Annotated in this window: 38 protein-coding genes, 1 tRNA gene and 1 pseudogene; 26 read left to right on the top strand and 14 right to left on the bottom strand. The window is 57.8% G+C overall.

The window, feature by feature from the left end:
- The 3 genes from C8029_RS21330 to C8029_RS21320 all read right to left on the bottom strand — a co-directional run bounded on the left by C8029_RS21330 (position 1) and on the right by C8029_RS21320 (position 1,809).
- Positions 1-372, bottom strand: a complete 372-nt coding sequence (locus C8029_RS21330; RefSeq protein ID WP_152003695.1) for a hypothetical protein — start codon at positions 370-372, stop codon at positions 1-3.
- Positions 369-1,091 carry a hypothetical protein gene (locus C8029_RS21325; RefSeq protein ID WP_152003694.1) on the bottom strand — a complete coding sequence of 241 codons (723 nt, stop codon included), beginning with the start codon at positions 1,089-1,091 and terminating at the stop codon, positions 369-371. The genes C8029_RS21330 and C8029_RS21325 overlap by 4 nt, the downstream gene beginning before the upstream one ends.
- A 244-nt stretch (positions 1,092-1,335) precedes the next feature.
- Positions 1,336-1,809, bottom strand: coding sequence for a hypothetical protein (locus tag C8029_RS21320; protein WP_152003693.1), 474 nt, complete (start codon positions 1,807-1,809; stop codon positions 1,336-1,338).
- A 119-nt stretch (positions 1,810-1,928) separates the two neighbouring features.
- On the opposite strand from C8029_RS21320, the gene C8029_RS21315 reads away from it, so the two are divergent.
- Complete coding sequence (locus C8029_RS21315; RefSeq protein WP_152003692.1) at positions 1,929-2,195, top strand: hypothetical protein; 267 nt, start codon at positions 1,929-1,931, stop codon at positions 2,193-2,195.
- A 45-nt stretch (positions 2,196-2,240) separates the two neighbouring features.
- On the opposite strand, the gene C8029_RS21310 is transcribed toward C8029_RS21315, so the two are convergent.
- Positions 2,241-2,420: a hypothetical protein gene (locus C8029_RS21310; protein ID WP_152003691.1), complete on the bottom strand. Its 180-nt coding sequence runs from the start codon at positions 2,418-2,420 to the stop codon at positions 2,241-2,243.
- 178 nt (positions 2,421-2,598) lie between these two features.
- Here C8029_RS21310 and C8029_RS21305 point away from each other — a divergent pair, with 178 nt between their 5' ends.
- The 24 genes from C8029_RS21305 to C8029_RS21195 all read left to right on the top strand — a co-directional run bounded on the left by C8029_RS21305 (position 2,599) and on the right by C8029_RS21195 (position 14,224).
- Positions 2,599-2,883 (top strand): helix-turn-helix domain-containing protein, encoded by a 285-nt coding sequence (locus tag C8029_RS21305; protein WP_152003690.1) that lies wholly within the window; start codon positions 2,599-2,601, stop codon positions 2,881-2,883.
- A gap of 262 nt (positions 2,884-3,145) precedes the next feature.
- A complete protein-coding gene (locus tag C8029_RS21300; RefSeq protein ID WP_152003689.1) occupies positions 3,146-3,421 on the top strand; it encodes a hypothetical protein in 276 nt (91 codons plus the stop codon).
- Positions 3,418-3,669 (top strand): hypothetical protein, encoded by a 252-nt coding sequence (locus C8029_RS21295; RefSeq protein WP_152003688.1) that lies wholly within the window; start codon positions 3,418-3,420, stop codon positions 3,667-3,669. The genes C8029_RS21300 and C8029_RS21295 overlap by 4 nt, the downstream gene beginning before the upstream one ends.
- Complete coding sequence (locus tag C8029_RS21290) at positions 3,666-4,187, top strand: hypothetical protein (protein ID WP_152003687.1); 522 nt, start codon at positions 3,666-3,668, stop codon at positions 4,185-4,187. The genes C8029_RS21295 and C8029_RS21290 overlap by 4 nt, the downstream gene beginning before the upstream one ends.
- Position 4,188: 1 nt before the next feature.
- A complete protein-coding gene (locus C8029_RS22165; RefSeq protein WP_193217709.1) occupies positions 4,189-4,353 on the top strand; it encodes a hypothetical protein in 165 nt (54 codons plus the stop codon).
- On the top strand, positions 4,353-4,568 hold the full coding sequence (locus tag C8029_RS21285) for a hypothetical protein (protein WP_152003686.1): 216 nt from the start codon (positions 4,353-4,355) through the stop codon (positions 4,566-4,568). Before C8029_RS22165 ends, C8029_RS21285 begins: the two co-directional genes overlap by 1 nt.
- Complete coding sequence (locus C8029_RS21280; protein ID WP_152003685.1) at positions 4,565-4,750, top strand: hypothetical protein; 186 nt, start codon at positions 4,565-4,567, stop codon at positions 4,748-4,750. The genes C8029_RS21285 and C8029_RS21280 overlap by 4 nt, the downstream gene beginning before the upstream one ends.
- The gene (locus C8029_RS21275) at positions 4,747-4,965 is read left to right on the top strand and encodes a hypothetical protein (protein ID WP_152003684.1); all 219 of its coding nucleotides are present in this window, start codon (positions 4,747-4,749) and stop codon (positions 4,963-4,965) included. Before C8029_RS21280 ends, C8029_RS21275 begins: the two co-directional genes overlap by 4 nt.
- Positions 4,962-5,222 carry a hypothetical protein gene (locus C8029_RS21270; RefSeq protein WP_152003683.1) on the top strand — a complete coding sequence of 87 codons (261 nt, stop codon included), beginning with the start codon at positions 4,962-4,964 and terminating at the stop codon, positions 5,220-5,222. Before C8029_RS21275 ends, C8029_RS21270 begins: the two co-directional genes overlap by 4 nt.
- 17 nt (positions 5,223-5,239) lie before the next feature.
- Positions 5,240-5,662, top strand: coding sequence for a YfdP family phage-associated protein (locus tag C8029_RS21265; protein ID WP_152003682.1), 423 nt, complete (start codon positions 5,240-5,242; stop codon positions 5,660-5,662).
- A gap of 30 nt (positions 5,663-5,692) precedes the next feature.
- Positions 5,693-6,676, top strand: a complete 984-nt coding sequence (locus C8029_RS21260; RefSeq protein WP_152003681.1) for a DUF2303 family protein — start codon at positions 5,693-5,695, stop codon at positions 6,674-6,676.
- A gap of 143 nt (positions 6,677-6,819) precedes the next feature.
- Positions 6,820-7,077 (top strand): Acb2/Tad1 domain-containing protein, encoded by a 258-nt coding sequence (locus tag C8029_RS21255; protein WP_152003680.1) that lies wholly within the window; start codon positions 6,820-6,822, stop codon positions 7,075-7,077.
- A gap of 67 nt (positions 7,078-7,144) precedes the next feature.
- Positions 7,145-7,348 (top strand): helix-turn-helix transcriptional regulator, encoded by a 204-nt coding sequence (locus tag C8029_RS21250; protein WP_152003679.1) that lies wholly within the window; start codon positions 7,145-7,147, stop codon positions 7,346-7,348.
- A gap of 4 nt (positions 7,349-7,352) precedes the next feature.
- On the top strand, positions 7,353-7,661 hold the full coding sequence (locus C8029_RS21245) for a DUF4326 domain-containing protein (protein WP_152003678.1): 309 nt from the start codon (positions 7,353-7,355) through the stop codon (positions 7,659-7,661).
- Positions 7,662-7,665: 4 nt separating this feature from the next.
- On the top strand, positions 7,666-9,663 hold the full coding sequence (locus C8029_RS21240) for a DNA cytosine methyltransferase (RefSeq protein WP_152003677.1): 1,998 nt from the start codon (positions 7,666-7,668) through the stop codon (positions 9,661-9,663).
- Positions 9,660-10,220, top strand: a complete 561-nt coding sequence (locus tag C8029_RS21235) for a hypothetical protein (protein ID WP_152003676.1) — start codon at positions 9,660-9,662, stop codon at positions 10,218-10,220. The genes C8029_RS21240 and C8029_RS21235 overlap by 4 nt, the downstream gene beginning before the upstream one ends.
- Entirely contained in the window at positions 10,217-10,657 is a 441-nt protein-coding gene (locus C8029_RS21230; RefSeq protein ID WP_152003675.1) for a hypothetical protein, read from the top strand. The genes C8029_RS21235 and C8029_RS21230 overlap by 4 nt, the downstream gene beginning before the upstream one ends.
- The gene (locus C8029_RS21225; RefSeq protein WP_152003674.1) at positions 10,654-10,845 is read left to right on the top strand and encodes a hypothetical protein; all 192 of its coding nucleotides are present in this window, start codon (positions 10,654-10,656) and stop codon (positions 10,843-10,845) included. The genes C8029_RS21230 and C8029_RS21225 overlap by 4 nt, the downstream gene beginning before the upstream one ends.
- Positions 10,845-11,132 carry a BrxR family helix-turn-helix transcriptional regulator gene (locus C8029_RS21220; RefSeq protein WP_152003673.1) on the top strand — a complete coding sequence of 96 codons (288 nt, stop codon included), beginning with the start codon at positions 10,845-10,847 and terminating at the stop codon, positions 11,130-11,132. Before C8029_RS21225 ends, C8029_RS21220 begins: the two co-directional genes overlap by 1 nt.
- Positions 11,125-12,102 (top strand): DUF5131 family protein, encoded by a 978-nt coding sequence (locus tag C8029_RS21215; protein WP_152003672.1) that lies wholly within the window; start codon positions 11,125-11,127, stop codon positions 12,100-12,102. Before C8029_RS21220 ends, C8029_RS21215 begins: the two co-directional genes overlap by 8 nt.
- Positions 12,102-12,335 carry a hypothetical protein gene (locus tag C8029_RS21210; protein ID WP_152003671.1) on the top strand — a complete coding sequence of 78 codons (234 nt, stop codon included), beginning with the start codon at positions 12,102-12,104 and terminating at the stop codon, positions 12,333-12,335. Before C8029_RS21215 ends, C8029_RS21210 begins: the two co-directional genes overlap by 1 nt.
- Positions 12,335-12,697 (top strand): ASCH domain-containing protein, encoded by a 363-nt coding sequence (locus tag C8029_RS21205; protein ID WP_152003670.1) that lies wholly within the window; start codon positions 12,335-12,337, stop codon positions 12,695-12,697. The genes C8029_RS21210 and C8029_RS21205 overlap by 1 nt, the downstream gene beginning before the upstream one ends.
- Before the next feature lie 136 nt (positions 12,698-12,833).
- The gene (locus tag C8029_RS23065; RefSeq protein WP_152003669.1) at positions 12,834-13,331 is read left to right on the top strand and encodes an excisionase family DNA-binding protein; all 498 of its coding nucleotides are present in this window, start codon (positions 12,834-12,836) and stop codon (positions 13,329-13,331) included.
- Positions 13,332-13,438: 107 nt separating this feature from the next.
- The gene (locus C8029_RS21195; protein WP_226946426.1) at positions 13,439-14,224 is read left to right on the top strand and encodes a tyrosine-type recombinase/integrase; all 786 of its coding nucleotides are present in this window, start codon (positions 13,439-13,441) and stop codon (positions 14,222-14,224) included.
- A gap of 65 nt (positions 14,225-14,289) precedes the next feature.
- Here C8029_RS21195 and C8029_RS21190 read toward each other — a convergent pair.
- The 5 genes from C8029_RS21190 to C8029_RS21170 all read right to left on the bottom strand — a co-directional run bounded on the left by C8029_RS21190 (position 14,290) and on the right by C8029_RS21170 (position 17,231).
- Positions 14,290-14,365, bottom strand: a tRNA-Val gene (locus C8029_RS21190).
- 73 nt (positions 14,366-14,438) lie between these two features.
- Positions 14,439-15,164 (bottom strand): thermonuclease family protein, encoded by a 726-nt coding sequence (locus C8029_RS21185; RefSeq protein WP_226946424.1) that lies wholly within the window; start codon positions 15,162-15,164, stop codon positions 14,439-14,441.
- 201 nt (positions 15,165-15,365) lie between these two features.
- Positions 15,366-15,608 (bottom strand): HP1242/YdcH family protein, encoded by a 243-nt coding sequence (locus tag C8029_RS21180; RefSeq protein ID WP_009572845.1) that lies wholly within the window; start codon positions 15,606-15,608, stop codon positions 15,366-15,368.
- 84 nt (positions 15,609-15,692) lie between these two features.
- Entirely contained in the window at positions 15,693-16,589 is an 897-nt protein-coding gene (locus C8029_RS21175; RefSeq protein WP_152003667.1) for a DMT family transporter, read from the bottom strand.
- A 36-nt stretch (positions 16,590-16,625) separates the two neighbouring features.
- On the bottom strand, positions 16,626-17,231 hold the full coding sequence (locus tag C8029_RS21170; RefSeq protein WP_226946423.1) for a LysE/ArgO family amino acid transporter: 606 nt from the start codon (positions 17,229-17,231) through the stop codon (positions 16,626-16,628).
- Between the two features lie 82 nt (positions 17,232-17,313).
- Between C8029_RS21170 and C8029_RS21165 the strand changes: the two genes are divergently transcribed.
- Positions 17,314-18,228, top strand: a complete 915-nt coding sequence (locus C8029_RS21165) for a LysR family transcriptional regulator ArgP (protein WP_152003666.1) — start codon at positions 17,314-17,316, stop codon at positions 18,226-18,228.
- Positions 18,229-18,259: 31 nt separating this feature from the next.
- Here C8029_RS21165 and C8029_RS21160 read toward each other — a convergent pair whose 3' ends face one another.
- From C8029_RS21160 to C8029_RS21140, 5 genes and pseudogenes are all read right to left on the bottom strand, one after another.
- A complete protein-coding gene (locus tag C8029_RS21160) occupies positions 18,260-19,000 on the bottom strand; it encodes a YebC/PmpR family DNA-binding transcriptional regulator (protein ID WP_009572849.1) in 741 nt (246 codons plus the stop codon).
- Between the two features lie 124 nt (positions 19,001-19,124).
- The gene (locus C8029_RS21155; protein WP_009572850.1) at positions 19,125-20,906 is read right to left on the bottom strand and encodes an SLC13 family permease; all 1,782 of its coding nucleotides are present in this window, start codon (positions 20,904-20,906) and stop codon (positions 19,125-19,127) included.
- Between the two features lie 127 nt (positions 20,907-21,033).
- Positions 21,034-21,846 carry a TIGR00282 family metallophosphoesterase gene (locus tag C8029_RS21150; RefSeq protein WP_009572851.1) on the bottom strand — a complete coding sequence of 271 codons (813 nt, stop codon included), beginning with the start codon at positions 21,844-21,846 and terminating at the stop codon, positions 21,034-21,036.
- Positions 21,847-21,936: 90 nt separating this feature from the next.
- Positions 21,937-22,707 (bottom strand): HpcH/HpaI aldolase family protein, encoded by a 771-nt coding sequence (locus C8029_RS21145; RefSeq protein ID WP_009572852.1) that lies wholly within the window; start codon positions 22,705-22,707, stop codon positions 21,937-21,939.
- A 23-nt stretch (positions 22,708-22,730) separates the two neighbouring features.
- Positions 22,731-23,278: pseudogene (locus tag C8029_RS21140) on the bottom strand (5-formyltetrahydrofolate cyclo-ligase).
- Positions 23,279-23,287: the final 9 nt, after the last annotated feature.

The following is a 23,287-nucleotide window of genomic DNA, read 5'->3' as shown; positions in this document are numbered from 1 at the left end:
TCACCTCTCCCCTTGCCTCTGGACGCGATCCGCAAGCCACGCCGATTGCAGCCGCCACACAAAATTGCGTGCGACCCGCGTGCGCTCCCTGACCGCTTCATCTTTTGATTTATTGCCAAGCCGATGCACCAAAAGCGGCAAGGCCGCCCTATGCCCCCACTTGCGCGCCTCCGCTGTGCCCTTGGCCCGACAGACCTCAGAACAGTAAATCTGCCACCCGCGCCCCGGCTCAAACACCCGCCCGCACTCGGGCTGAAAACACACCCCCGGCGTAATCAACGGAGCCGCGTCAAGCTGCGCAAAGGCCACCTCGCCAAACGGCTCAAAACGCTCTGCCACCGCATACGCGCTGATATGTGCCCCGGTGGTCATATCGCCAAAGCCTTCTGATTTACGTCAGGGCCGTCCTTATAAAGCCGCTTTCTACGCCACTCTCCGGGGCCGAGCGCGGGCCTATTGATATCCCAAACAAACCAAGAATTGCGCTGCGGTGGCGCACCGCCGCCACGAAAGTCGATCTTCCAACAGCACAAATATTCGATGGATGGCGGATGATCTGTCAAAATCTGATCCAGGCCATTGATCCGCGCAGCCGGCCAATCGGCATTCAGCAATAGTGCGATATAACCAAGCCCAAGATCAAAAGACTGCTTCAACCACCGCCCATGACCATCGCGAGCATTGATCAAATTGTAAGGCGGGTTGGTAAATGACACACAAGACGGAACCGGATCTTCTGGTCGAGGTTGCCAGTCAAGAAATGATCGAAGCATGACGCCCGGAAAACCGCGATCGACAACATCCGTGCCATAAACATCAAGCCCAGCTTGGATGAGCACATTGGCGATATGCCCTGCGCCGACTGCATTCTCCCAGACCAAATTCCCATGCGCGCGAATAAATGCAATTTCTTCGCGCAAAACGGCCTCTGTTGCACTTGGCGGCGTAGGGTCAAAATCAAGTGGATCTCGAACATCATCAGGCTTGCGGTGCTCGCGCTCCAAACCCTTGATCATCATTTGCGCGGGATGCGGCTTCTTGCTGCCACCGCTCATAGCACGAAAAAGAGGTTTTGTTGACGCCGCTGCCATCACATCACACCCCCAAAGGGGTGCGGCGCACATACACCATGCACCGCACCCACCCAACAGGGAGAACGGGGAGCACATTGCGCGGGCATCCACGCTCCCCCGGTATGGACGCTAGGGAGAAAGGGAACCCTGCCCGCGCTGTCTGAATAAAAGGCCGGAGGCGACAAATGCGCCCCCGGCAGGTGCCGCCGCGAACCGGCTGTCCAAACCGGCTCCGAGCTTGAGGCAAATGCGGCGGTAATGCTCATGCTTTAACCCCTGATTTATCAACCAAAATCGCGCGAAAACTCACAGCCGCCGCGATCAACTCGTCAACCTCAACCAACTGCCCTGCGGCCTCTTTCGCCGTGTAATCGCCCGGATCATCCGACAGCGACGAATGCGCCTCCGCATGCCTCATCAAAACGTCCGAAAATTCCCGCGTCAGACGATGCACATCCGCCGCAGTCACCCCCGACACATCCACCGGCTGAAACACCCCTCCGGCCAAGGCCGCAAAATGCTCCGCAATCGCCACCCCGGCGCCGGGCTCAATCCGCGCCAATCGGTCCAGGTAATTGACCCCGATCCCGCCCGGACGATGCTCACTAAGCTCTGTGCCATAAGACAACGTTGACACCGCCACGCCCAAATCAACCGCCGCAGCCTCAAGACCGCCAACCGCCGCATAGGCCGCGCGCACCGCACTCTGAACACTCCCCGGCCTAGCCAAACGCATGTGAAAATTCTCCCGCCGATTTCACATGACGCCATGCGCGCCACATGAAAGAGTGCAGACAGGCCGGGGTCACACCCTCCCCGGCCCGCCCTATGCCAACCACGCCAGAGGAGGAACTCATGGCTGACAATTCCGAATTAGAACTCATGGTGGCGCGATTGCGCGGCGAAAACATCGCCCTGCGCGTCACGTTGTCCGCACTCATCGCCGACATGGCCGACACCAAAGAAGACCCGGAACATTTCATTCTGAATCTCCTCGCGCCGCTGCACGAAGGCGTTGCCGCAAGTACCGACCAAAGCCCAATGTCGCGCGCCGGAGCCGAAGGAATGCTGGACGCCGCAACACGGCTTGAGGCCGCCGCTTTCGAGATTTTATCCCATTGATAGCGTTGCGCTCCAGACGATCCAAAGTGTCATCAAGATCAGACATCACGCGGCCTCCACCTTATCACGCGGCAAATGGCGCGCCGCCAACTGGCAAAGATCATCCGCCGTGACAGCATCATCCCCATGAATCCGCTTCGAGGCCTCGATAATATTTTGGAAATAGACCCCGCGAATGTTGTCGGTCTCATGCATCTTATGCACAGCCGCGATAGACGCACCCACATGGCGCGCAAAATCTTTTCGCGACGGCCATTTGTCTATCACTTCTTTGAAATCTGAAAATTTTCTCATGCCAAACGAATAATCGACGTTTCTTCGATTTGTCAACGGTCGACGTAACTTCGATGGACGTTTTTCCTATCAGAGATACAAATCGTACAATCAGTCGGAGAATAGAAGAATGGATGAAACCAGCCCAATACACCCAACATCTGTGGGTCGTAGATTGGAAATCCTGCGTGAATATCGCGGAAAAACAAAAGCTGAATTTGCGGATTCCGTCCAGATCGACCGCACAAGCTATGGCAAGATCGAAAAGGGCATAAAGCCACTTAAAGCCGACATGGCCTATAAAATAGCTGAGAGATGGGGGGTATCCATGGATTACCTCTATCGTGGACGATTGACTGAAATACCCGACAGCTTGGCAGATAACATCATCAAAAACCTGACCCACAAAGATTGATATGCACGATCTATAGAGCCGCCAAAGGCCATCCGCGCGCAAAAAAACAAAACACGTTCCTCAAAGTCATACACGAAAAATCCTCCCCCAGAATCACCCTCAACTCAAAGTGTGTATTCGGTTCATAATTTTATCAATCGACATTTCTTCGATTATTTAGCTTGACCTATCGACAATTTGTCGATTACGAATTGGCCCATCAGCCACTGAAGACACGTCATTTACAACGTTGATCGTGGCACATCATTTGATGGAGGCCACCATGGCACATATCCGCCAAGACGATTTCAAACCCGCCACAGATGGCGCAAATGACCGCGCGCACGGCCTGATCTACGGCCTTGACCCGCATATCCCCGCCCATGCGCGGATCATCCTCAACACCCCCGACAAATTCTCTCCGGTGCGCCGCGCTTTGGCTTTTGCCACCCTCAAACAGGCGCGAGGCGAAACCTTTGATCGGTCCCGCATGATCCGCGATGCCTTGGCGATGACCCGTGCGCAAAACTTTGTTCACGCGGTCGAGGTGACGGCATGACATCGAACCCCATCCAATCCTTGCTGAACCGCATCGACCCCGCCGCCTCCCTCGCAGAGCGCTACGACATCCTCATGAACGAGGCGATGGAAACGGGCGGCACATTTGCCACTTTGGGCGACATCACCACCATCGACATGCACGGCATTCGGGTAACCCATTGCTCCGAAACCGGCGCAATCCGCCTCTGGCTCCGCGCCGCCGCCACCCACTTTGCGCACTCCGAAAAGGTGGGTGCCACATCATGACCATGCATGACACCGCCCCAATGCTGCGCATCGCGCTTGCCCAAGACCTCGCGAATGAAATTCTTTTGCTCGCCACCATCGGCGCACCCCTGAGCAAAGTTGAAACCGCATTCACCGACGCGGGCGGCAAAGTCATCCGCGATCACACAAGTGGTTCCTGCTACGTCGACCACCTCGGCATGCAAGAACACCACACCTCACAACCCGCGCTGGCAATTTACCTCTGGGCCGAAACAGCCCTTGAGGCCGCGCGCGACATGCAGATGAAAGACCCGCTGACACTGTTCACCGCCCTGCACCGCGACACCAAGCTGGACGCACTTGTGCGCGTGATCCGCCAATACTGCGATATGGGCATGGGCACATTCGTGCCCCCACAAGACCACGCACATGCCCCGGCCACCCACCTGTTCGAAATCGAATTTCTCGGCATCCACGCCACCGGATTTGGCGAATACGAAGCGGCGCGCAATTGGCGCAAAGCCGCCATGGCGACCCAACGCAGCGAGGCCGCATGACATGGGCCAAGACGTGAAATCAGAACGCGACCGCTGCGCCGACATCGTGCGCCGCAAAATGCCCTACGCTCACGGCCATCCGCTCATGGGGACAGACGAAGCTGTTGCCATCGTCCTTGAGCGCATCTTGGCGGAAATCCTCAACACCAATCAGGAGGCCGAGTGATGTCCGAACTGCCCGCATTCGCCCGCTTTTACATGGTCTGCCGCAAACCATCCGGCCCCATGTCAAAAACCGAGCCGCGCCAACGCTACAGCCACCTGTCAGACGCACGCGAGGCCGCGCACAAACTGGCCAGCCAAAACGACGCGCCGTTTTTGATCTTGGAATCCGTCGAAATCATCCGCCCCGGCGATGCCACAGAGGGGCGCTTGCTGTGACCAAAACCAAATTCGACGTCAGCGGACTTGTGCACGGCCTCGGGGAGACCACCCACCGGATCACCGCCCCCAATGAAGATGCCGCCATGATCAAATTCAGCAAGGCCTATCCAACCAAGGAAATCATCGGCATGCGCGCAACACCCATCCATCGCGATGACTGCGAAGGTGTGGACCAATGACCGATGATGAAATCCTTGCCAAATCAGAAGAGATCAAAGCGCGGCGAAAACGCGCCTCACGCGCGCGTGAGTTTATGAATGCGGATCGCGTGGTTCTTGGCATCATCATTAGGGGCGAAATTTACAACGCAATCGACATCCCACGCGATGCCAACCTTGCAGCCCTTCTTTGCCGACTTTTTGACTGCAACATCACGGAAGGCGCTGACCAATGACCCGCCTTGCCGACATGCCTCAGGCGACACAGGCGGGCATCCTCTGCAATGACCCGAATTTTCAAAAATTCGCAGCCACCAAAAGCGGCTTTCGCGGTGGTCAATTCACGACCCAAGCCGCCGCCGAATACCTGCGAACCACCTGCCACATCAAAAGCCGCCGCGACCTCAACACGGACGCAGACGCCCAAACCAAATTCGCCGCCCTGCGCACAGACTTCGACGCATGGACCGGCAAAATCGCAAACCAACGATAGAAAGGACTTTTAAAGTGATGGCAAAAAAAACCACACCCACAGAGATCACCACCCGCGAGCCGCATGATCCGTATAAAATGCGGACGCTTGAACAAATCCTCGCCCTGTTCGATGGCGGCGATTTTTTGGCCAAAGTCATGTCTGGGCACAAGCAACTCCAAATCGACCTGCTGGACCACAAAGAAGAACACGGCACCAAAGGGTGTAACGGATCAATGACCCTGCAAGTCAACTATGCGCTTGGCAAATCCGGCGATGTCGCCATGGGCGCAACAGTCACCTTCAAAGCTCCGAAAAAGCCGCCATCAAGCGCCGCCGCCTTCATCAACGATAACGGCGAACTGACCCTCTACAACCCATTCATGGCCCGGATGCACCAACCCATTCGCGATGTGACGGACTTCGATCCCGAGACAGGCGAAATCCGTGACGCCGAATAAATAAAATCAATAAAGACAAAGGAAAACCTCATGTCAGACACACTCATTCCAGAAAATCCAGCCGAAACCATGCGCAAGGTCATGGAAGACCTTGGCCACCACATGCCCATTGAATTCCCAAAAGAGGTTGATTTTACCAAACCCGTCGCTGTCGCCGTACCAAAAGGCCGCGACATCAATTACCTCACACAAGCGATCCGTGACAGTGCGGAATTTCTCAAACCTGCGCGCCGCAAAGGCACTGCTAAACTGTCCGATCTGGACAGCCTGATCACCTGGGCGAACCGCTTCAAAAGCGATGAAAGCGTCCTGTTCGCAAATCCCGACATGACCGCCCCAAAGCTCACCTGCATCGCCGACTATCATGCAATGGGCCCCGTCGATGTCACATCCACCTCAGGCGATCCAACCGCCCGCCACTGCCATCACCGCGCCATCTATGACTTCCCTCTCTCTGACGAATGGGTGGCATGGATGAAAATCTCCGACACGCTGTTGGAAAAAGACGACCTTGGCGAATTCATCGAGGCCCAAGCCAAAGACATCATGGACCCAACCCCTGCCATCCTGTCCGGTCGCGAAAGTGATGAATTCCAAGATTGGGAGAACCGCCTGATCCAGACCGCCCAAAAGATCGAAGGCCGCTTTGGCCAACTCGGGCAACTTTTGGCGATGTCAAAACAGTTTCAGGTCTATGAGGCCAGCAACCTGACAGTCAGCACGAACCGGGACACCGGAGAGGCCCAAGTTCAATTCCTCAACGAACATAAGGATGCGGACGGCCAACCCCTGAGAATCCCGAACCTGATCATCATCACCATCCCTGTGTTCATGGGTGGCGCGCCGTACCGCATGGCCGTGCGCTTCCGTTACCGCAAAATGGGCGGGTCGGTGAAATTCATCCTGTCGATCTACAACCCGGAAAAGGCATTCAAAGCCTCATTTTCTGAGGCCGTCGATATCGCCACCGAACAAACGGGCCTGACCACCCTCATGGGTGCGCCCGAAGCCTAACCACCCCCACGCACCCCCCCAATCGCCCCCGGACACCGTGGAGCGTGGCCACCGTCCGGTGACAACACCCGAAAGGCCATAGAAGGCCGGAAGACCGCCCGTCATGGGCAAGCGAGGCGGTCAATCAACTCAAAGGAAACACCATGAACACACATATCGACAGCACAAGCGACGACCGCATCACAAACAACGCCGTGCGCCACCAATACCGCAAACTTTCCGATCGCGAGAAAGCCCAGATGCAGGACATCAAAGACATGGGCGGGACATTTATCGCCAAGCTCCATGAAATCGGCGGAACTGGCCACGGCGGTGACTGCTTTGGCTCGCGCGATCTGGCCCTTGCAAACACCCACATCGAAGACGCCGTCATGCGCGCCGTCCGCCATATCACCGCCTGACCCACCGGTGAGGGCCGACAGAGCGCGGCCCCATCCCGTGTGACAGCACACAGAGAGGATTTACCCCATGACATTTACACCCGCAGAATTGAAGACCCTGCCACTCCTGACACAACCTGAAAAAGTCGCAGCACACCGCTTGGGCGTAAGCCAATCAACGCTGAAATACCACAAATCCAACATTCTCAAAAAAGCCGGGGTGCGCAACATCCCGTCTCTTGTCGCGCGCCTCGCACCGCTCGGGCAGCCGTTCGAAATCATGGAGGCATAAGATCATGACCGCACAAACACAAATCACCAAACCCTGCCGGATCACAGTCAAAGCCGCGAGGCACACGCCGCCTGACGCTGTCTTTGTTGGGTGCGGGTCAGAATGGTCAAACCCGTATCAAGGCACCGGATCACTCGGTGCCCCCGCATATGTGGCCAACCTGTTCCGCCAACACATTTGGCGTCCGGGCAAATTCAAAAAGCGTGTGGAAATCCGCGCCGAACTCTCCGCCCGCAACCTTGCTTGCACCTGCCCCCAAGGCCAACCCTGCCACGCCGATATCCTCCTCGAAATCGCCAACGGAACGGAGTGAGATTATGGACGGAAGCCTTTTCCTTGACTGGCCAACGCAGCCCGCGCGCGACGACAGTCGCCCAATGATCATCGACAGCTTTGCCGGTGGTGGCGGTGCCTCGACAGGCATTGAAATGGCTCTGGGACGCTCTCCCGATGTGGCAATCAACCACAATCCAGCGGCTCTGGCACTGCATGAAGCCAACCACCCGCACACGCTGCACCTGATCAATTCGATCTATGCCGTAGACCCGGACGATGTGTGTCACGGGCGTCATGTCGGCCTCGCATGGTTTTCGCCGGACTGCAAACATTTTTCCAAAGCCAAAGGCGGCAAGCCTGTTGAAAAGGGAATCCGTGATCTCGCATGGGTCGTGGTCCATTGGGCGAAACGGGTGCGCCCAGATGTAATCATGCTTGAAAACGTCGAGGAATTTGAGGATTGGTGCCCGCTCACGGACGATCATATGCCAGACACCACACGCAAAGGCGAGACCTTCACATTGTGGGTCAGGTCATTGCGTCGATTGGGTTACAAAATCCAATGGCGCGTCCTGCGCGCCTGTGATTACGGCGCACCCACGATCCGTAAGCGCCTCTTTGTCATCGCCCGCCGCGACGGTCGCGATATTGTCTGGCCGAAGCCCACACACTTTCCGACCCCCGAACTGCTCCGCGATGGTTTTGGCAATCCTGATGACGCCAAATACCAACCCAAACCATATCGCACCGCTGCCGAGTGCATTGATTGGTCACTGCCCTGCCCGTCTATTTTTGACACGTCTGAGCAGATCAAGGCAAAGCACGGCCTGCGCGCCAATCGACCACTTGCAGATAACACGCTGGCCCGTGTTGCGCGCGGGATGAAACGTTACGTCTTGGACGCCCAACGGCCATTTATCGTCAATCTGACCCACGGCGCGCGCGTCGAGGATTTGGCCACGCCTCTGCGCACGATAACCGGAGCCAACCGGGGTGAAAAGTCTGTGATCGTCCCGAGCATTACCCGCTTCAACGGCGGTGCGACAGGCCAAGACCTGCGCGCCCCTTTGGCGACAGTGACTGCAAACAGCTACATCAAGCGCCCAGGTGGAGCGGCACCGCTTGGCCTCTTGGCCCCATCCCTCATGTCGATGAAAGGAACAGCACGGCGAGACAGCCCCATAAATGCGCCGCACCCGACCGTGCTGGCCGGAGGTGGGCACAGCGCCATGATCGCGCCAGTCCTGACCTATGCGCAGCAAGGCGGCGCATGCCGCGACATCCGCGAACCGCACCACACGATCTGCGCCAACAGCAAGGACCAGAATGCGGTGATCATCCCAACGCTGATCCAGACCGGATACGGCGAACGCCATGGTCAAGCACCACGCACCCTCGATATTGGCGCACCCCTCGGAACCATTGTGGCCGGCGGCATCAAACACGCCACGGCGGCGGCCTTCCTCGCCCAACAAAATGGCGGCCCGAAAATGGATCATCACGCTGGCCGAGATCCGCGCGACCCCATGTCAACGGTCACCGCCGCAGGATCGCAACAAACGCCCGTCGCCGCGTTCTTTGCCAAATACTATGGCACCGGTGATGGGGCCCGCCACGACGAACCGGCGCACACGATCACAGTCAAAGACCGCTTTGCCCACACTCAGGCCGAAATGGCAGTGCCACCGTTTAGCAAGGACCATGAAGCCCGCGCGCGCGAGGTGGCCGAGTTCCTGCGCGCGCATGGCGCTTGGGACGGCGGCGAGTTCGTCACCCTGACCATTGACGGCACCGACTATGTGATCGTCGACATCGGACTGCGCATGTTGACCCCGCGTGAGTTGTTCAACTGCCAAGGTTTCCCGCGCGACTACGTCATTGACGGCGTTTGGCATCAGAGCGGCGACACCTGGACTTTCAAATCCTTCCCGAAAAACGTCCAGGTCTCATGTGTCGGCAACAGCGTGGCACCCGACATTGCCGCAGCACTCGTCAGCGCGAACTGCGCACACCTCATCGAAAAGGAAATGGCAGCATGACAGATGACAAAATAATGTACGTATGCGCAGACTGCGGCGAACACATGCCAGAGGCATGCGGGCACTATGACCGCTATTATTTGGCAGTTATGCCTGACGGTACATGGCTTTGCGAGAACTGCACCAGCGAAACCGACATACTCTCCAGATGCGGCGTTCAACCGGGCGGGCCAGACGGCGACGAGTGGCCAAGATTCCACGATTTCCCTCACCCGCCTGAATACCAGCCAGTGATGCTCAGCGCAGCCGTGCATGACGCTCTTGCCGAGCGCCGGCGCCAGATCGAGGTGGAAGGATTTTCAGAGGACCGTGATGACAAATATGTCGACGGCGAACTCGCATCCGCCGCCCTATGCTACGTGATGAGCGCAGCACATGCACTCACGCCGCAGAACAGCGACAAGATCGAGGATCTGCCAGAATGGTGGCCCGTGTCGTGGGATGAGGCGTTTTTCAAACCGACGACAGCCCGCCGCGACATGATCAAGGCCATCGCTCTCCTATTGGCACAAATCGAAAGTCTCGATCGCGCCGAAGAAAATGCGGTGCAGCTATGACCACTCAAGATTTCACACCGCCGCCACGCGCCAGACAGCATTGCCGCCATTACAGCTATCAGATGGGCCACGTCTCGCCCTTGGAAGATGGATCAGGCCCGCGTTGCGCGGTCGGTGTCAAAATGGATGACCTCGGAGCCTCCGAACCCTGCATGCCGAAACCTGCGGGCTGGTGTCCGAAGCGTGAGGAATGGTCCAAGGAAGAGCGCGCCACTTGGGCGAGATGGGCGAAAGGCAGCCGCGCGCGCCTTGCCACCATCATTGCAGCCCTACCGCGTCAGATCGAGGTGAACTCAATAAACGCCATGACCTGCCCGGCTTGCGGCGGAACGTTGCGCTACGGGCGGTGGCGCGGCGGCGCTCAGGTGCAATGCGAAACCCCGCATTGCTGTTCTGTCCGCGTGAATGTCGATGAAAGCAAAGGATGGCCAGCATGATCCCGCAAGACATCGAAGAACTGCGCAAAATCAACCCATATGCCGCAGACGAGGCAGAGAAAGAGGCGGCGCGCCACGGCTCCAACGATGACCGCGAACAAGGGTCACACGGATTTGGGTTGGCACTTGTTGGCTTCCTGATCGCATGTCTGGCCTTTGGCCTGTTTCTTCTGTGGGGGATGATCTGATGAACTTCGCGCAGCGAATGCGATTGATCTGGATCGACAGCCAACTTGAATGCGGACCGCTCAACAGGTCTGACATTATGCAAGCATTCGAAATCTCCACGGCGCAGGCGGCATTGGACCTGAAAGCATATCGGACGGAACACCCAAGCCGGATCAAATATGAACCGCGCCAGAAACACTACCGCCGCCCACAAAATGCCAAGCCGGCATTCCATGAAAACCTTAGATTTCATGTCTACGAAGCCATTATGGCGATGCATCTTCACAAGGATATCTTCCATGAGTGACAAAACTAAAATAGAATGGACCGATGCAACGTGGAACGTCATCAACGGCTGCACTCTGGTCGACGATGGGTGCAAGAACTGCTATGCGGCCACGCTGGCCGGGACGCGTCTTAAAAACCATCCGTCCCGCGAAGGCCTGACCAAGCGCAACGCGGCGGGCGGCTATCAATTCAACGGTCAGGTCCGGTTCATCGAAAGCGAACTGACCAAGCCGCTCTCATGGCGCAAACCGCGCATGGTCTTTGTCTGCGCCCATGGCGATCTGTTTCACGAGGATGTGCCCGACGAATGGATCGACCGCGTGTTTGCCGTCATGGCACTCTGCCCGCAGCACACATTTCAGATGCTCACCAAGCGGCCAGAGCGCGCGCGTGAGTATATGGATGGGTTTGCAGATTGGGTGCGCGTAGAGAAATTGCTGACCGAAACAGCCCCATCAAATCTTTGGAATGGCAATGTCTACCAAGCCAAGCGATACCTTGAATGCGCGCACCCCCTGCCCAACGTCTGGCTTGGCACATCGGTCTCCGACCAACCCAGCGCAGATAAGCGCATCCCTGATCTGCTCGCCACCCCCGCCGCCGTGCGCTTTGTCAGCGCCGAGCCTCTGTTGGGCCCGGTGGATTTGACGCGCTGGCTCATCGACTGGGTAATCGTCGGCGGCGAGAGCGGCAGGAATGCCCGCCCCATGCACCCGGATTGGGCACGATCCCTGCGCGATCAGTGCGAAGCGGCTGGTGTCGCGTTCTTCTTTAAGCAGTGGGGAGAGTGGGCGCGGGCCGACTACACAGTCTGCCCTGATAGCTACATGGGGACCAACAAGGCAGTTTGGCTGGGATGGGATGGAACTCAGGCCAAGCCATCGCATCATGGCCTCGAAAACCCAATCGGCGTGATCCGCGTAGGAAAACGCGCCGCCGGGCGCTTGCTCGATGGGCGCGAGTGGAACCAGATGCCGGGGGATGTGTGATGAAGCACGAGATTTTGACGCGCACCTTCGTCGTGCAGCACAATCCGAACTGTCCGTCACCTTGGCTGGTGAGGATACCGGGAAAGAGCTGCATCATCGACATGAAACCATACTGCGGGTTTGGTATAGCTCATGAAGAACTTACAGGCGATATTCTAGGCTTCGGCAAGACATTCTGGGAAGCCGCTGACGCTGCCATATCACAAGACACCAAACAAAAAGTAGGTGCGTGATGGTCGCCTACAACTTCAACCCGCGCTTTGCCGATGATGTGCAAAACCTCATCAAACGCCAAACAATCCGCGCCAACGGAAAACGCCGCCACGCCCGCCCCGGCGATGAACTGCAACTTTACACGGGCCAACGCCGCCCAGAATGCCGCCTCTTGCTGCGCACCACATGCGCCGCCTCGCTTCCAATAGTGATCTATCCAAACGCGATCCTCGCGGATCAAACCTATTCGACCGCCAAAGACCTTGACGTATTTGCCAATCTGGACGGCTTTACGGACTGGTCCGACATGCTGTGCTTTTTTGAGACGTCACACGAACTATCCGGCGCAAACCATTTCAACGGCACACTTATCAAGTGGTGAGGAGAAAATTTATGGCAGTAAAGGTGTGGAGATGTGCGGGGTGCGGGATTGAAGGCCCAGATACCATGCGCCGCTGCAACTGCGCGACAAATGTCGTTTGTTGTGGCCGCGAAGGTGCTTGGAAGACTGACCCGACATGCCCGCACTGCGGCGAGCCGATAGACATGAGGATCGGCAATCTTCCAATCCCAAATATGAGCAAGGCGATGAAGTGCGACAAATGCAAAGGCTCGGGCACCATCATCAGCAAGCACGGTGGGATCTGTCTGCGGAATGGCGTTTGGCACACATACCCGGCCCGGGTGACGTGCTGGCATTGTCATGGCTCGGACGAGTCCAAATAGGAAGCCATATGGAACACGCAAAACCGTTTTCACCCGAAACTCTCGCATCTCGCTGGGATTGTTCCGATCAAGCCATCAGAGACATGATCCATCGGGGAGAGTTGCGCGCCTTTCGTGTTGGGCGCATGTTTAGGATTCCCCATCAGGTCGTATTGGAGCGAGAAAAATGCCAGACATCACCATCGGAAAATTCAGAGGCGGGCTTTGCGTCTATTGGCGAGAGGACGGAAAGCGACGACGTTATCAGCTTGAGGCACGCACCAGAGCGGAGGCCGAGGCAGAGGCCGTAGACGTCTATCGTCGCGAAACCTTTAAGAGCAAGCCGCGCGGATCGACCATTTCAGATATTTGGAATGACTACGTTTCGGATTTGGGAGACAAGCCCACGGCCAAAACGATGGGCTACACCGGCAAAGCGATCCTACCCCACTTTGGCGCATACCGACCCGAAGACATCGACAAGGCGCTTTGTCTTTCATACGAGAAAAAGCGGCTGGATGAGGGTAAGAGTGTCGGCACAGTTTGGACAGAGCTTGGCCACCTCAAAGCCGCGCTCAACAACGCTGTGAAGTGCCGACAGATCGGCAAAGCGCCGCACATTTGGCGTCCAGTCAAACCCGAGACCGACATGCGCATCCTGAACGCGGGCGAAATCCGCGCTTTGATTGAGGGTGCAGACGCGCCGCACATCCGTCTCGCGCTGATTTTGCTAACCAGCACCGCCGCGCGTGTCGGGGCTGTGTTGGATTTGAAATGGGATCGCATCGACTTTGAACGCGGAATCATCAACCTGAGACGCCAAGACGGCATCACCCGCAAAGGCCGCGCCATTGTGCCGATGAATGGATCGGTGCGCGCCGCCCTGAATTCGGCTTATGAGGCCGCCCTATCCGATTTCGTTATCGAATATGCCGGGGGACAGGTTGCCAACATCCGCAAGGGCGTCACCGCCGCGATCCGAAGGTCCGGCATCGGGCATGTGACGATCCATGAGCTGCGCCACTCCGCAGCGGTTCACATGTTAGGTGCAGGCATTCCCATCGAGAAGGTTGGGCAGGTTTTGGGCCACTCAAATCTGGCCGTGACCTACAAAACCTATGGCCGATTCCTCCCCGAACAAATGTCGGATGCGGTCGAGGTCCTGGACTTTATGAGCCTAAAGAACCGGCGCGAGGTTCAATGAACCTAAGCACACTTCGCAAAACACGCCATACGAAGTAACTTAAACAATGATTTCAATGGGTTGAATGGTGGGTCGTGAGAGGCTCGAACTCCCGACATCTTCGGTGTAAACGAAGCGCTCTACCAACTGAGCTAACGACCCGGTGCAGAGGCGTTTAGGCGAAAAATTCGGGGCATGCAAGGGGGGAAACGGCTTTGTCGCACTTTGACGAGGATCAGCCCTGTGCGCGATGCCATCCGGCGGCCAGTGCGTCGCCTTCTGAACAAAACCAACGCTCGCCTGAGGCGGGAGAAATCCGTGTACCCTCGTACCAGCGCCCGCCGGGTAAATGGTAAAGCTTGCCGGATTTCGAGATATTGCCTTTGATCGCGCATCCCTCTGGAGGGGTTTGAACTGGCATTGATGCGAGCTGTGTGGCGCGTTTGTCAGCGCGAAATTGGGCTGGCGGGGTCACCGCCGCACGCCACAATCCGATGCCACCGGCGCGCGCGTCTTGTTCGGTTTCGACGTAATCTTTGGCGTATTTGACATAGGCATAGGCTGCGCCGGCCGCGACCATTGCGGCATTCACATCCATGCCCTTTGGATCATAACACACTGCCACCGTGCGCCCGTATCGGTCGGTGTCTTTCGGCGCGCAGGACAGGCCGGGTTGTGCCAACCGTTCCAACACCGCTTTCGACCATGCACCACAGCCCCAAAACGCGCCTTGCATGTCGCCACAGGTCTGCGACAACTCAGGCGCGTCAATGCCAAACAGGCGGATGCGCACCTCTCCCAAGACCAATGTGTCGCCATCGACGACGCGGAGTTTTTTGCCGTAAATTGATCCGGGCTGGCTGGATTTCTGCGCGGCTTTGGGCGGGGCATTTGAGGCGAATTGTCGGGCTTTGGCGGCCTGCCCGCCCGCTAGAACCTCAATAGCCGTCCTCTCCCCCACGGCCTGCGCTGTCCTCGGGGGAATCAGGGCGAATCCAAGCCCCAATGCGGCCCAAAGAGCCGCAATATATGGTATTTCACCCAACCTCACACACTAATTGTGCATGATTTGTTCTCACAACACAAGAGGACGCGTTACCTTTCGGTTAACGCGCCCCTTCTCTGTTTGTGCTGGATTTCATCGCCTCAAAAGAGGTAGATTTCACGCCGACGCGGTCAAAATCCCGTACAACTCATCCTTCAGAGCCATTCGTCTTTTGCGCAATTCGGTCAAAGCCAGATCTTCCATCGGATTGATATTGCTTTCGGCCAAATGCACCTGATCGTTCAACTCGTTATAATCGTCCATCAGGCGTGAAAAATGTGTATCCTCCAGTTTCAGTGCGGAAATCTTATCCGCAAGATCTGGGAAATCTGTGATCAGTTGGTGTGGCGTATTGGACATGCGCTTCTCCTTATGTCTGCGTCCTGAATTGATGTCAGTGTGACCGGATCACACGCCCGCGACCTTGACCAAGATCAACATAAATCACGGTTTCTCAACGACAGCCGCAGCCCGCGCAGAGCGTTTCGCCCGCGCTTCGCGCCATGTGATAAAGGACACCGCGCTGATGATCATCACTCCGCCCAACAGCACAAATGGATCAAACGCCTCGCTAAACAACAGCATCCCAAGGCTCACCGACCAGATCAGTTGGATGAACACCACCGGCTGTACCACCGATTGCGGCGCACAGGCAAAGGCGCGGGTCATGGAATAATGGCCAAAGGTGGCGAAAGCGGCGGTGAAGAACAACAGGATCAGCTCATGCAGCGTTGGCGTCTCCCACTGCAAGAGCGCGAAAGGCGCGATTACCAACGGCACGGTCACAGACATCAAAAACACCACGACAGAGGCCGGCAATTCACGCGTCAATTGGCTTGCGATCAGATAGGAGCCGGCAAAGGCGATGGCGGAGACGATCATCGCCACATGGCCGGGGTCGATTTCGCGAAAGCCCGGCCTGAGGATCACCAACCCACCCAAGAACGCCACGACCAGTGCCAAAATGCGCGGCAAAGCGATGCGTTCGCCAAACAACACCACGGCCCCGATCGAGACATAGATCGGGTTCATAAAATTCATCGCCGTGACTTCGCCCATCGGAATTTTTGTCATGGCAAAAAACCAACAGGTCATGGCAAGGGCGTGACACATCGCGCGGCCAAAGGTGAGTTTCCACAGCCGTGGGGTGAACTGGACCTTGGCCACCGATTTCAGCGCCGGGATCAGGAACACCAGCCCCAAAAGGAACCGCAAGAACGCCGATTCCAAAATAGGAAGACCACTGCCGACATATTTGACCAAGACGTTGACCATCACGAAGTTCAACGTGGTCACGAGCATCCATAAAATGCCCTGAACGGGTTTGCTGATCTGTACCATGGCGCGACACTCGCGGGATTTTCCGCGAATGGCAATTCAGCCGCCGCGCACAAGACTGATGGCAATTGTCCACATGACACCGGCGATCAACGCGTCCAGCACCCGCCATGCTGTGGCGCGGGCAAAGAGCGGTGCCAAGAACCGCGCGCCAAAGCCCAAGCTGAAAAAGAAGGCAAAAGACGCGGTGATCGCGCCGATGGCAAAGGCCTCTTGCGCGCTCGCAAATCGCGCCGACACCGCCCCCAAAAGCACCACCGTATCGAGATAGACATGCGGGTTGAGCCATGTCAGCGCCAGCGCCGTGCTCACAGCCGCAACCAAAGACCCTGCCCCGCCTGCTGCGGCCTCAAGATGGCCACCGCCCTTGATCGCAGCCTTTGCGGCTTTCGCGCCATAAAAGGCCAGAAACGCCGCCCCGCCCCAGCGCATCAGCGGCAGAACGTGCGGAAAGGCCTCGGAGACCTGCGCCGAGGCAAACACCCCGACCGAAATCAAGACCGCATCCGAGAGCGCGCAGACCAAAACGATGGGCACCACATGCGCCCGCCGGATGCCTTGACGCAGCACAAAGGCGTTTTGCGCCCCAATGGCGACGATCAGGCTGAGCCCGGTGAGAAAGCCGGTGAGAAAGATCGACATCATGGACACTCCAAAAGATTTGCCCGCTCGAGATAGGGGCAAAATTTAAGTTAGACAAATTAAAGATACTACTTAAAGATTAGACATGCTTACTTCCGCCGATTACCCCGCCCTCACCGCCCTCACCCATGTTCTGCGCAGTGGCAGCTTTGAGGCAGCCGCCCATGCGCTGCACGTCACCCCGTCGGCGATTTCGCAGCGGATCAAGGCGCTTGAAGACCGGATGGGCACGCCTTTGGTGCTGCGCGGATCGCCCTGCGCCGGCACCGAAACGGGACGTCGCCTTGCCCGGCATATGGAGGATGTCGGCCTGTTAGAGGCGCAATTGAGCCGCGACCTTGGGCAGAACGCGCGCGTGACCCAGCGGCCCCTGCGCATTGCGGTCAATGCCGACAGTCTCGCCACATGGTTCTGCGCCGCGATGGCGCAAGCGCTTGCGGTACAGGACGGGCTGTTGTTCCAACTGGAGATCGACGATCAGGACCACTCCGCCGAGGCCCTCAAGCGCGGTGACGTCAGCGGGGCCGTGTCGGCGCGAGCCACAGCGGTCGCAGGCTGTGACATCCATCCGCTCGGCGCGCTGCGGTATGAGGCGGTGGCCTCTCCCGGCTTTGTCGCGCGTTATCTCCCGGATGGGATCACCGCCGCCGCCCTCTCCCATGCGCCCTCGTTGATCTATAATGAAAAGGATCGGCTTCAGGACATTTGGGCCACGCGGATGACTGGGCAACGCCTGTCTCTAACCGCGCACCGCATTCCGTCCACCCATGGCTTTGTCGATGCGGCACTGTTGGGGCTGGGCTGGGGCTTGAACCCCGTGGGACTTTTGGCACCGCATCTGGTCTCTGGCGCCTTGCTGCGCCTCTCGCCCGAGCCCGTCGATATTGCGTTGTTTTGGCATGTCTCGCGGTTGAATGCGCGTGTGCTTGCACCTGTGACACAGGCAATCGTTGGGACGGCCAAATCCCAGCTCGTCCAAACAAAAACCCCCGCCACTTAGCGGGGGCTTTCGAAATCTGTCGCCTCAGCGATTAAAGCTGTGCGGCCACATCGTCCGGCACGTCAAAGTTGGCCGTCACCGACTGCACATCATCATCGTCTTCGATGGTTTCAACCAAACGCATCAGCTTTTGCGCGGTCTCAAGATCGACCTCTGTGCGGTTCTGCGGTTTCCAGATCAGTTTGGCCTCTTTGGATTCGCCCAAAACAGCCTCCAAAGCATCCGAGACCGCCGACAGATCGCTGTCGGCCGTGTAGATCCAATGACCGTCTTCGTCCGATTCCACATCCTCAGCGCCCGCTTCAATCGCGGCCATCATCACCGTATCGGCATCGCCCGCAGAGGCGTCATAGGTGATCTCGCCCACGCGGTCGAACATGAAGGACACCGAACCAGAGGTGCCCAAATTGCCACCCGCTTTGGTGAAATAGGAACGCACGTTGGAGGCGGTGCGGTTGACGTTGTCGGTCATGGTTTCGACGATAAAGGCGATGCCCGAGGGGCCGTAGCCCTCATAGCGGATTTCGTCATAGTTTTCAGCGTCGCCGCCCATGGCCTTTTTGATCGCGCGATCAATCACGTCTTTCGGACAAGACGCCGTTTTCGCCGTCTTCACCGCCAGACGCAGACGCGGGTTTTTCTCCGGGTCAGGGTCGCCCATTTTCGCCGCCACGGTGATTTCCTTGGCGAGTTTGGAAAACAGTTTGGACCGCACCGCATCCTGGCGCCCTTTACGGTGCTGGATGTTTGCCCATTTAGAATGGCCTGCCATTGAGGCACCTCCGCAAATTCAATTAAGTCAGCATTCGCGCCTCTATAGGCGATCCGCCCCCCCGCCCGCAAGATCACGCGCGGGGGTCAATGGGGGAAAGCAGGCAAATTCAAAAGAATTCGCCCTACATCGGCCAAAGAAACGGGATCACCGCAGAGGCCAGAAGTCCGATCGAGATGTTCAACGGGATGCCAATTTTCATGTAATCGGTGAATTTATAGCCGCCCGGACCGTAAACCATGGTGTTGGTTTGATAGCCAATGGGCGTGGCGAAGGACGCAGACGCCGCCACCATCACCGCCACCACAAGCCCGCGCGGATCTATCCCCATCGAATGCCCCAACCCGATGGCAATCGGCGTGACCACCACGGCCACCGCATTGTTCGACACCAGTTCGGTCAAAAGCGAGGTCAAAAGATAAATCGACCAGACCACGAAAAACACCGGCAGGCCCTGCAGATGCGGCGTCAGTGCGGTGACGATCAATTGCACCGCCCCCGAAGTCTCCAAGGCCGCGCCAATGGCCAGCATCGAAAAGATCATCGCCAAAAGCCGGCCATCGACAAAGGAGAACGCTTCTTCGGCGTCAATGCAGCGCGTGACCAAAACGATGGCCACGGCCACCACCGAGAGCATCAGGATCGGTGCGACACCGAAAGCCGCGAGAAACACAATTGAGAACATCGCGATCAGCGCGATCGGCGCATGCGAACGGTGATAGGCGCGTTCGGTCGGAACCGAGACGTCGCCCATGTCCATATCGGAGGCCAACCGTTGAATATCGGCGGGCGCACCTTCGAGCAAAAGCGTATCCCCCACCCGCACTACGAGGTCCTGAATGTTTTGACCCAGGTTTTGGTTGCGACGATGTACCGCAAGCGCATAGACGCCATAGCGGCGACGTAGCCGCATGGAGGACAGCGAACGCCCAACCATTTTACACCCCGGCGTGATCAGCACTTCCATCGTGGTGGTTTCCACCGCCGAAACCTGATCCACACGTTTGAGCGATTTGTCGCGTTGAAGGCTGAGCAATTCGGTGATCTGCGAGCGCAGCACCACGCGGTCGCCCACCTGAAGCTGAAAGCCGTTCAATTCATGACGATAGGATTTGTCGCCGCGAATGACGTCGATCAACCGCACACCTTCGCGTTTGAACAGTTGCACCCCGGTGACTTCACGCCCGATCAGGTTGCTGTCGGGCGGCACCACGGCTTCGGTGAAAAATTTCATCTTGGAGCGGCCAGACGATAACATCGCCGCCAGACTGTCGCGATTTGGCAAAAGATGCCGCCCGATGACCAAAAGATAAAACAGCCCCCAAGCGGTGATGATCAGACCCAAAATCGAGACCTCGAAAATCGTGAACGGCTCCATGCCTTGAGTCCGCGCCACGCCATCGACCAAGAGGTTGGTCGAGGTGCCCAAAAGCGTGATTGTCCCACCCATAATGGCGCAATAGCTGAGTGGAATCAGCAACTTAGATGGCTGCACCCCGAGCTTGGCCGACAGTTGGATGAACACCGGGATCATCACCACAACCACTGGCGTGTTGGCGACAAAAGCCGACAGGATCACCACCACCAACAACAGCAAAGCGATGGCCACAGGCGGGTGGGTTTCGGCGTAGCGCCCCGCTTGGCGGGTGAACCATTCCAAGGCACCGGTGCGCACCATCGCCCCCATGACGATGAACATCGCCGCGATGGTCCAAGGGGCCGGGTTTGACAGGACCGCGAGGCCTTTATCATAGGGCAAAATGCCCAAAACGATCATGAGAGCGGCGCCCGTTATGGCAACCACTTCAGTTGGAAAAATCTCGCGCACAAACAGCACGAACATAGCGCCAACCACGACAAGTGCGATCACCGCCTCTGTCATAGGGCTGAATTGAAAAAGCTCCATGCATCCTCGCGCTGAGTGACTATCTCCCGCGCAATATGACCTGTAGCTCCCCCGGTTCACAAGCGCGAATAAAGGGCAGTTTCAAAACACTCTTGCGGCCAAGCCACCGAAATCAGAACATTTTCCCTTACGGGAGGCTTTGCTCCAACCGCCCGCCTTGGCGAATTTGGCGCACCCGTGTGGCCAGCCCGGTTTTGTCATCGGTCTCAACATAGACGCCCGACAAAGTCGCCTCGCCTTTGGCCGGTTCAAACCGACCTTTCGCCATGCCCGTCACAAACCGGCGCAGCGGCTCGGCCTTGTCCATGCCGATCACCGAATTGTAGTCGCCACACATGCCCGCATCGGTCAGATAGGCCGTACCGCCGGGCAAAATCTGTGCATCGCCGGTGCAGACATGGGTATGCGTGCCGACAACGACCGAGGCCTTGCCATCGCAAAAATGCCCCATCGCCATTTTCTCAGAGGTGGCTTCGCAATGGACATCAATCAAAGCGGCCTGAATAGACCCGCCCAGTTTATGGGTCATAAACACCTGATCCAACGCCGAAAACGGGTCGTCAAAGGCGCGTTTCATGAACACTTGCCCCAGCACTTGCGCGACCAAAATGCGCCGACCACGCCGATCTTCAAAGATCCGCATACCGCGTCCGGGGGCCGCCTTGGCGAAATTGATCGGCCGGATGATCCGCGTGTCACGTTCGCAATATTGCATCATGTCTTTCTGGTCAAAAGCATGATCGCCCAACGTCAAACAATCGACGCCCGCCTCCAACAACCCCTTGGCATGTTCACCCGAAAGCCCCATGCCATTGGTCGCGTTTTCGCCATTGACCACGATGAAATCGAGGCCCCAATCGACGCGCAGTTTCGCGATCCGCTCAAGAACAGCTTGGCGTCCGGCACTGCCGACGATGTCTCCGAGAAATAGAATTTTCATGGAAAAAAGGCTTAGGCCCCCGCGCGCCGTTGGCAAGACATGTGGCAAGACATGCGCCTTTACCGTGAGCAAAATACTCACATTGCGCGCTCAAATGTCCTGAAACCGCGCCAAACTGGCCCGTGCCGCCGCCATCAACCAGGCCGCATCAATGCCAAGCGCGGTAAACCGCGAGCCCGCCGCGATATAGCGCCGCAACGCCGCCTCATCGAGGGTGATAATGCCTGAGGGCATATCGAGCGCCTTGAGCCGGGCAAACCCGTCCAAAACAGCCGCCTCGACCTCGGGTGCCGCCAAATTGCCGGGGTATCCCATGTCGGCGGCCAAATCGGCCGGGCCGATAAAGATCGCATCGACGCCGGAGACAGCCGCGATCTCTTCGAGCGCGTCCATCCCGGCGCGACTTTCGATTTGCACGATCAGACACAGCTCACTTGCCGCCTGAGCCACATAGTCAGAGACCGCGCCAAACCGGCTTGCCCGCGTGATGCTATTCATGCCGCGCGCACCTTCGGGGGCATAGCGCATCGCCGCCACAGCCGCGCGCGCCGCCTGTGCCGAATGCACCATTGGCACCATCAGCGTCTGCGCGCCTTGATCGAGGTGACGTTTGATCAGCGCCGTGTCATTCTCAGCGATCCGCACAACCGGCGCACAGCTCGCAAATCCAGACAGCGCCTGCAGTACCGCCAGCACATCCGTCACCTCCATCGCGCCATGTTCGCTGTCGATCAGCACCCAATCATAACCCGCAGCGGCCAAGAGTTCGGCCTGTTGCCCGCCGCCCATCGTGTGCCATGCCCCGAATTGTTGCACCCGCTCGTGCAAGCGGCGTTTGAACAGGTTGTGCGGAATGTGCATGAGGGAAGCCTCCAAAACAGGTCCTAAAAGGTCAAAACTTCGCGCTCGGTCACAATCGCATCCAGCGGCGCGTCGGTGCCTTCGACCGGAAGATCCGGCGCCTCTTGCGCGCCATACGCCAGACCGACGGCAAAGACCGGCCCCTGCGCGCGCAGTTGCGCCAAGGTCCGATCATAAAACCCACCGCCATAGCCCAACCGATGGCCATGACGCTAAACGCCAGCATCGGCACGATCAAAACGGTCGGGGTCACGGGCATGGAGCGTTCCGGGGTCAGGGTCCCAAACGCGCCTTTGACCATCACCGTGTCGGGTGTCCATAGATCAAAGCGCAAAGGCTGGGCCTTGGCTTCGACCACGGGCACGGCAACCGGACCCGTTCGGGCCAGCGCGATCATCACCGCGCGCGGGTCGATCTCGGTGTCGATCGGCAGATAGCCCGCGATCACCTGGCCGCGAAACGGGGTCAAAAAACCCAAAAGCAATTGCGCCGCCTGACTGGCCGCAAGCCCGCCGGTCTTATGCGCCTTGGCGCGGGCCACCCGCGCCCGCGCGCGCAGTGCCGATTTCAAATCATCCGT

This window comes from Roseobacter sp. TSBP12 (genome assembly GCF_009129705.1).
GTDB lineage: Bacteria > Pseudomonadota > Alphaproteobacteria > Rhodobacterales > Rhodobacteraceae > Celeribacter > Celeribacter baekdonensis_A.
This window is presented reverse-complemented; position numbering and strand designations above follow the sequence as displayed.

What these genes read in the sequence shown, in the direction of transcription:
- C8029_RS23065 (WP_152003669.1), top strand. Translation starts at nt 12,834, where the DNA reads ATGCCCGCACTGCGGCGAGCCGATAGACATGAGGATCGGCAATCTTCC.
- C8029_RS21265 (WP_152003682.1), top strand. Translation starts at nt 5,240, where the DNA reads ATGGCAAAAAAAACCACACCCACAGAGATCACCACCCGCGAGCCGCAT.
- C8029_RS21315 (WP_152003692.1), top strand. Translation starts at nt 1,929, where the DNA reads ATGGCTGACAATTCCGAATTAGAACTCATGGTGGCGCGATTGCGCGGC.
- C8029_RS21165 (WP_152003666.1), top strand. Translation starts at nt 17,314, where the DNA reads ATGCTTACTTCCGCCGATTACCCCGCCCTCACCGCCCTCACCCATGTT.
- C8029_RS21195 (WP_226946426.1), top strand. Translation starts at nt 13,439, where the DNA reads ATGGGCTACACCGGCAAAGCGATCCTACCCCACTTTGGCGCATACCGA.
- C8029_RS21240 (WP_152003677.1), top strand. Translation starts at nt 7,666, where the DNA reads ATGGACGGAAGCCTTTTCCTTGACTGGCCAACGCAGCCCGCGCGCGAC.
- C8029_RS21235 (WP_152003676.1), top strand. Translation starts at nt 9,660, where the DNA reads ATGACAGATGACAAAATAATGTACGTATGCGCAGACTGCGGCGAACAC.
- C8029_RS21330 (WP_152003695.1), bottom strand. Translation starts at nt 372, where the DNA reads ATGACCACCGGGGCACATATCAGCGCGTATGCGGTGGCAGAGCGTTTT.
- C8029_RS21290 (WP_152003687.1), top strand. Translation starts at nt 3,666, where the DNA reads ATGACCATGCATGACACCGCCCCAATGCTGCGCATCGCGCTTGCCCAA.
- C8029_RS21295 (WP_152003688.1), top strand. Translation starts at nt 3,418, where the DNA reads ATGACATCGAACCCCATCCAATCCTTGCTGAACCGCATCGACCCCGCC.
- C8029_RS21215 (WP_152003672.1), top strand. Translation starts at nt 11,125, where the DNA reads ATGAGTGACAAAACTAAAATAGAATGGACCGATGCAACGTGGAACGTC.
- C8029_RS21250 (WP_152003679.1), top strand. Translation starts at nt 7,145, where the DNA reads ATGACATTTACACCCGCAGAATTGAAGACCCTGCCACTCCTGACACAA.
- C8029_RS21170 (WP_226946423.1), bottom strand. Translation starts at nt 17,231, where the DNA reads ATGATGTCGATCTTTCTCACCGGCTTTCTCACCGGGCTCAGCCTGATC.
- C8029_RS21275 (WP_152003684.1), top strand. Translation starts at nt 4,747, where the DNA reads ATGACCGATGATGAAATCCTTGCCAAATCAGAAGAGATCAAAGCGCGG.
- C8029_RS21260 (WP_152003681.1), top strand. Translation starts at nt 5,693, where the DNA reads ATGTCAGACACACTCATTCCAGAAAATCCAGCCGAAACCATGCGCAAG.
- C8029_RS21150 (WP_009572851.1), bottom strand. Translation starts at nt 21,846, where the DNA reads ATGAAAATTCTATTTCTCGGAGACATCGTCGGCAGTGCCGGACGCCAA.
- C8029_RS21145 (WP_009572852.1), bottom strand. Translation starts at nt 22,707, where the DNA reads ATGCACATTCCGCACAACCTGTTCAAACGCCGCTTGCACGAGCGGGTG.
- C8029_RS21210 (WP_152003671.1), top strand. Translation starts at nt 12,102, where the DNA reads ATGAAGCACGAGATTTTGACGCGCACCTTCGTCGTGCAGCACAATCCG.
- C8029_RS21285 (WP_152003686.1), top strand. Translation starts at nt 4,353, where the DNA reads ATGTCCGAACTGCCCGCATTCGCCCGCTTTTACATGGTCTGCCGCAAA.
- C8029_RS22165 (WP_193217709.1), top strand. Translation starts at nt 4,189, where the DNA reads ATGGGCCAAGACGTGAAATCAGAACGCGACCGCTGCGCCGACATCGTG.
- C8029_RS21245 (WP_152003678.1), top strand. Translation starts at nt 7,353, where the DNA reads ATGACCGCACAAACACAAATCACCAAACCCTGCCGGATCACAGTCAAA.
- C8029_RS21325 (WP_152003694.1), bottom strand. Translation starts at nt 1,091, where the DNA reads ATGGCAGCGGCGTCAACAAAACCTCTTTTTCGTGCTATGAGCGGTGGC.
- C8029_RS21160 (WP_009572849.1), bottom strand. Translation starts at nt 19,000, where the DNA reads ATGGCAGGCCATTCTAAATGGGCAAACATCCAGCACCGTAAAGGGCGC.
- C8029_RS21320 (WP_152003693.1), bottom strand. Translation starts at nt 1,809, where the DNA reads ATGCGTTTGGCTAGGCCGGGGAGTGTTCAGAGTGCGGTGCGCGCGGCC.
- C8029_RS21175 (WP_152003667.1), bottom strand. Translation starts at nt 16,589, where the DNA reads ATGGTACAGATCAGCAAACCCGTTCAGGGCATTTTATGGATGCTCGTG.
- C8029_RS21230 (WP_152003675.1), top strand. Translation starts at nt 10,217, where the DNA reads ATGACCACTCAAGATTTCACACCGCCGCCACGCGCCAGACAGCATTGC.
- C8029_RS21300 (WP_152003689.1), top strand. Translation starts at nt 3,146, where the DNA reads ATGGCACATATCCGCCAAGACGATTTCAAACCCGCCACAGATGGCGCA.
- C8029_RS21180 (WP_009572845.1), bottom strand. Translation starts at nt 15,608, where the DNA reads ATGTCCAATACGCCACACCAACTGATCACAGATTTCCCAGATCTTGCG.
- C8029_RS21270 (WP_152003683.1), top strand. Translation starts at nt 4,962, where the DNA reads ATGACCCGCCTTGCCGACATGCCTCAGGCGACACAGGCGGGCATCCTC.
- C8029_RS21205 (WP_152003670.1), top strand. Translation starts at nt 12,335, where the DNA reads ATGGTCGCCTACAACTTCAACCCGCGCTTTGCCGATGATGTGCAAAAC.
- C8029_RS21220 (WP_152003673.1), top strand. Translation starts at nt 10,845, where the DNA reads ATGAACTTCGCGCAGCGAATGCGATTGATCTGGATCGACAGCCAACTT.
- C8029_RS21155 (WP_009572850.1), bottom strand. Translation starts at nt 20,906, where the DNA reads ATGGAGCTTTTTCAATTCAGCCCTATGACAGAGGCGGTGATCGCACTT.
- C8029_RS21255 (WP_152003680.1), top strand. Translation starts at nt 6,820, where the DNA reads ATGAACACACATATCGACAGCACAAGCGACGACCGCATCACAAACAAC.
- C8029_RS21305 (WP_152003690.1), top strand. Translation starts at nt 2,599, where the DNA reads ATGGATGAAACCAGCCCAATACACCCAACATCTGTGGGTCGTAGATTG.
- C8029_RS21225 (WP_152003674.1), top strand. Translation starts at nt 10,654, where the DNA reads ATGATCCCGCAAGACATCGAAGAACTGCGCAAAATCAACCCATATGCC.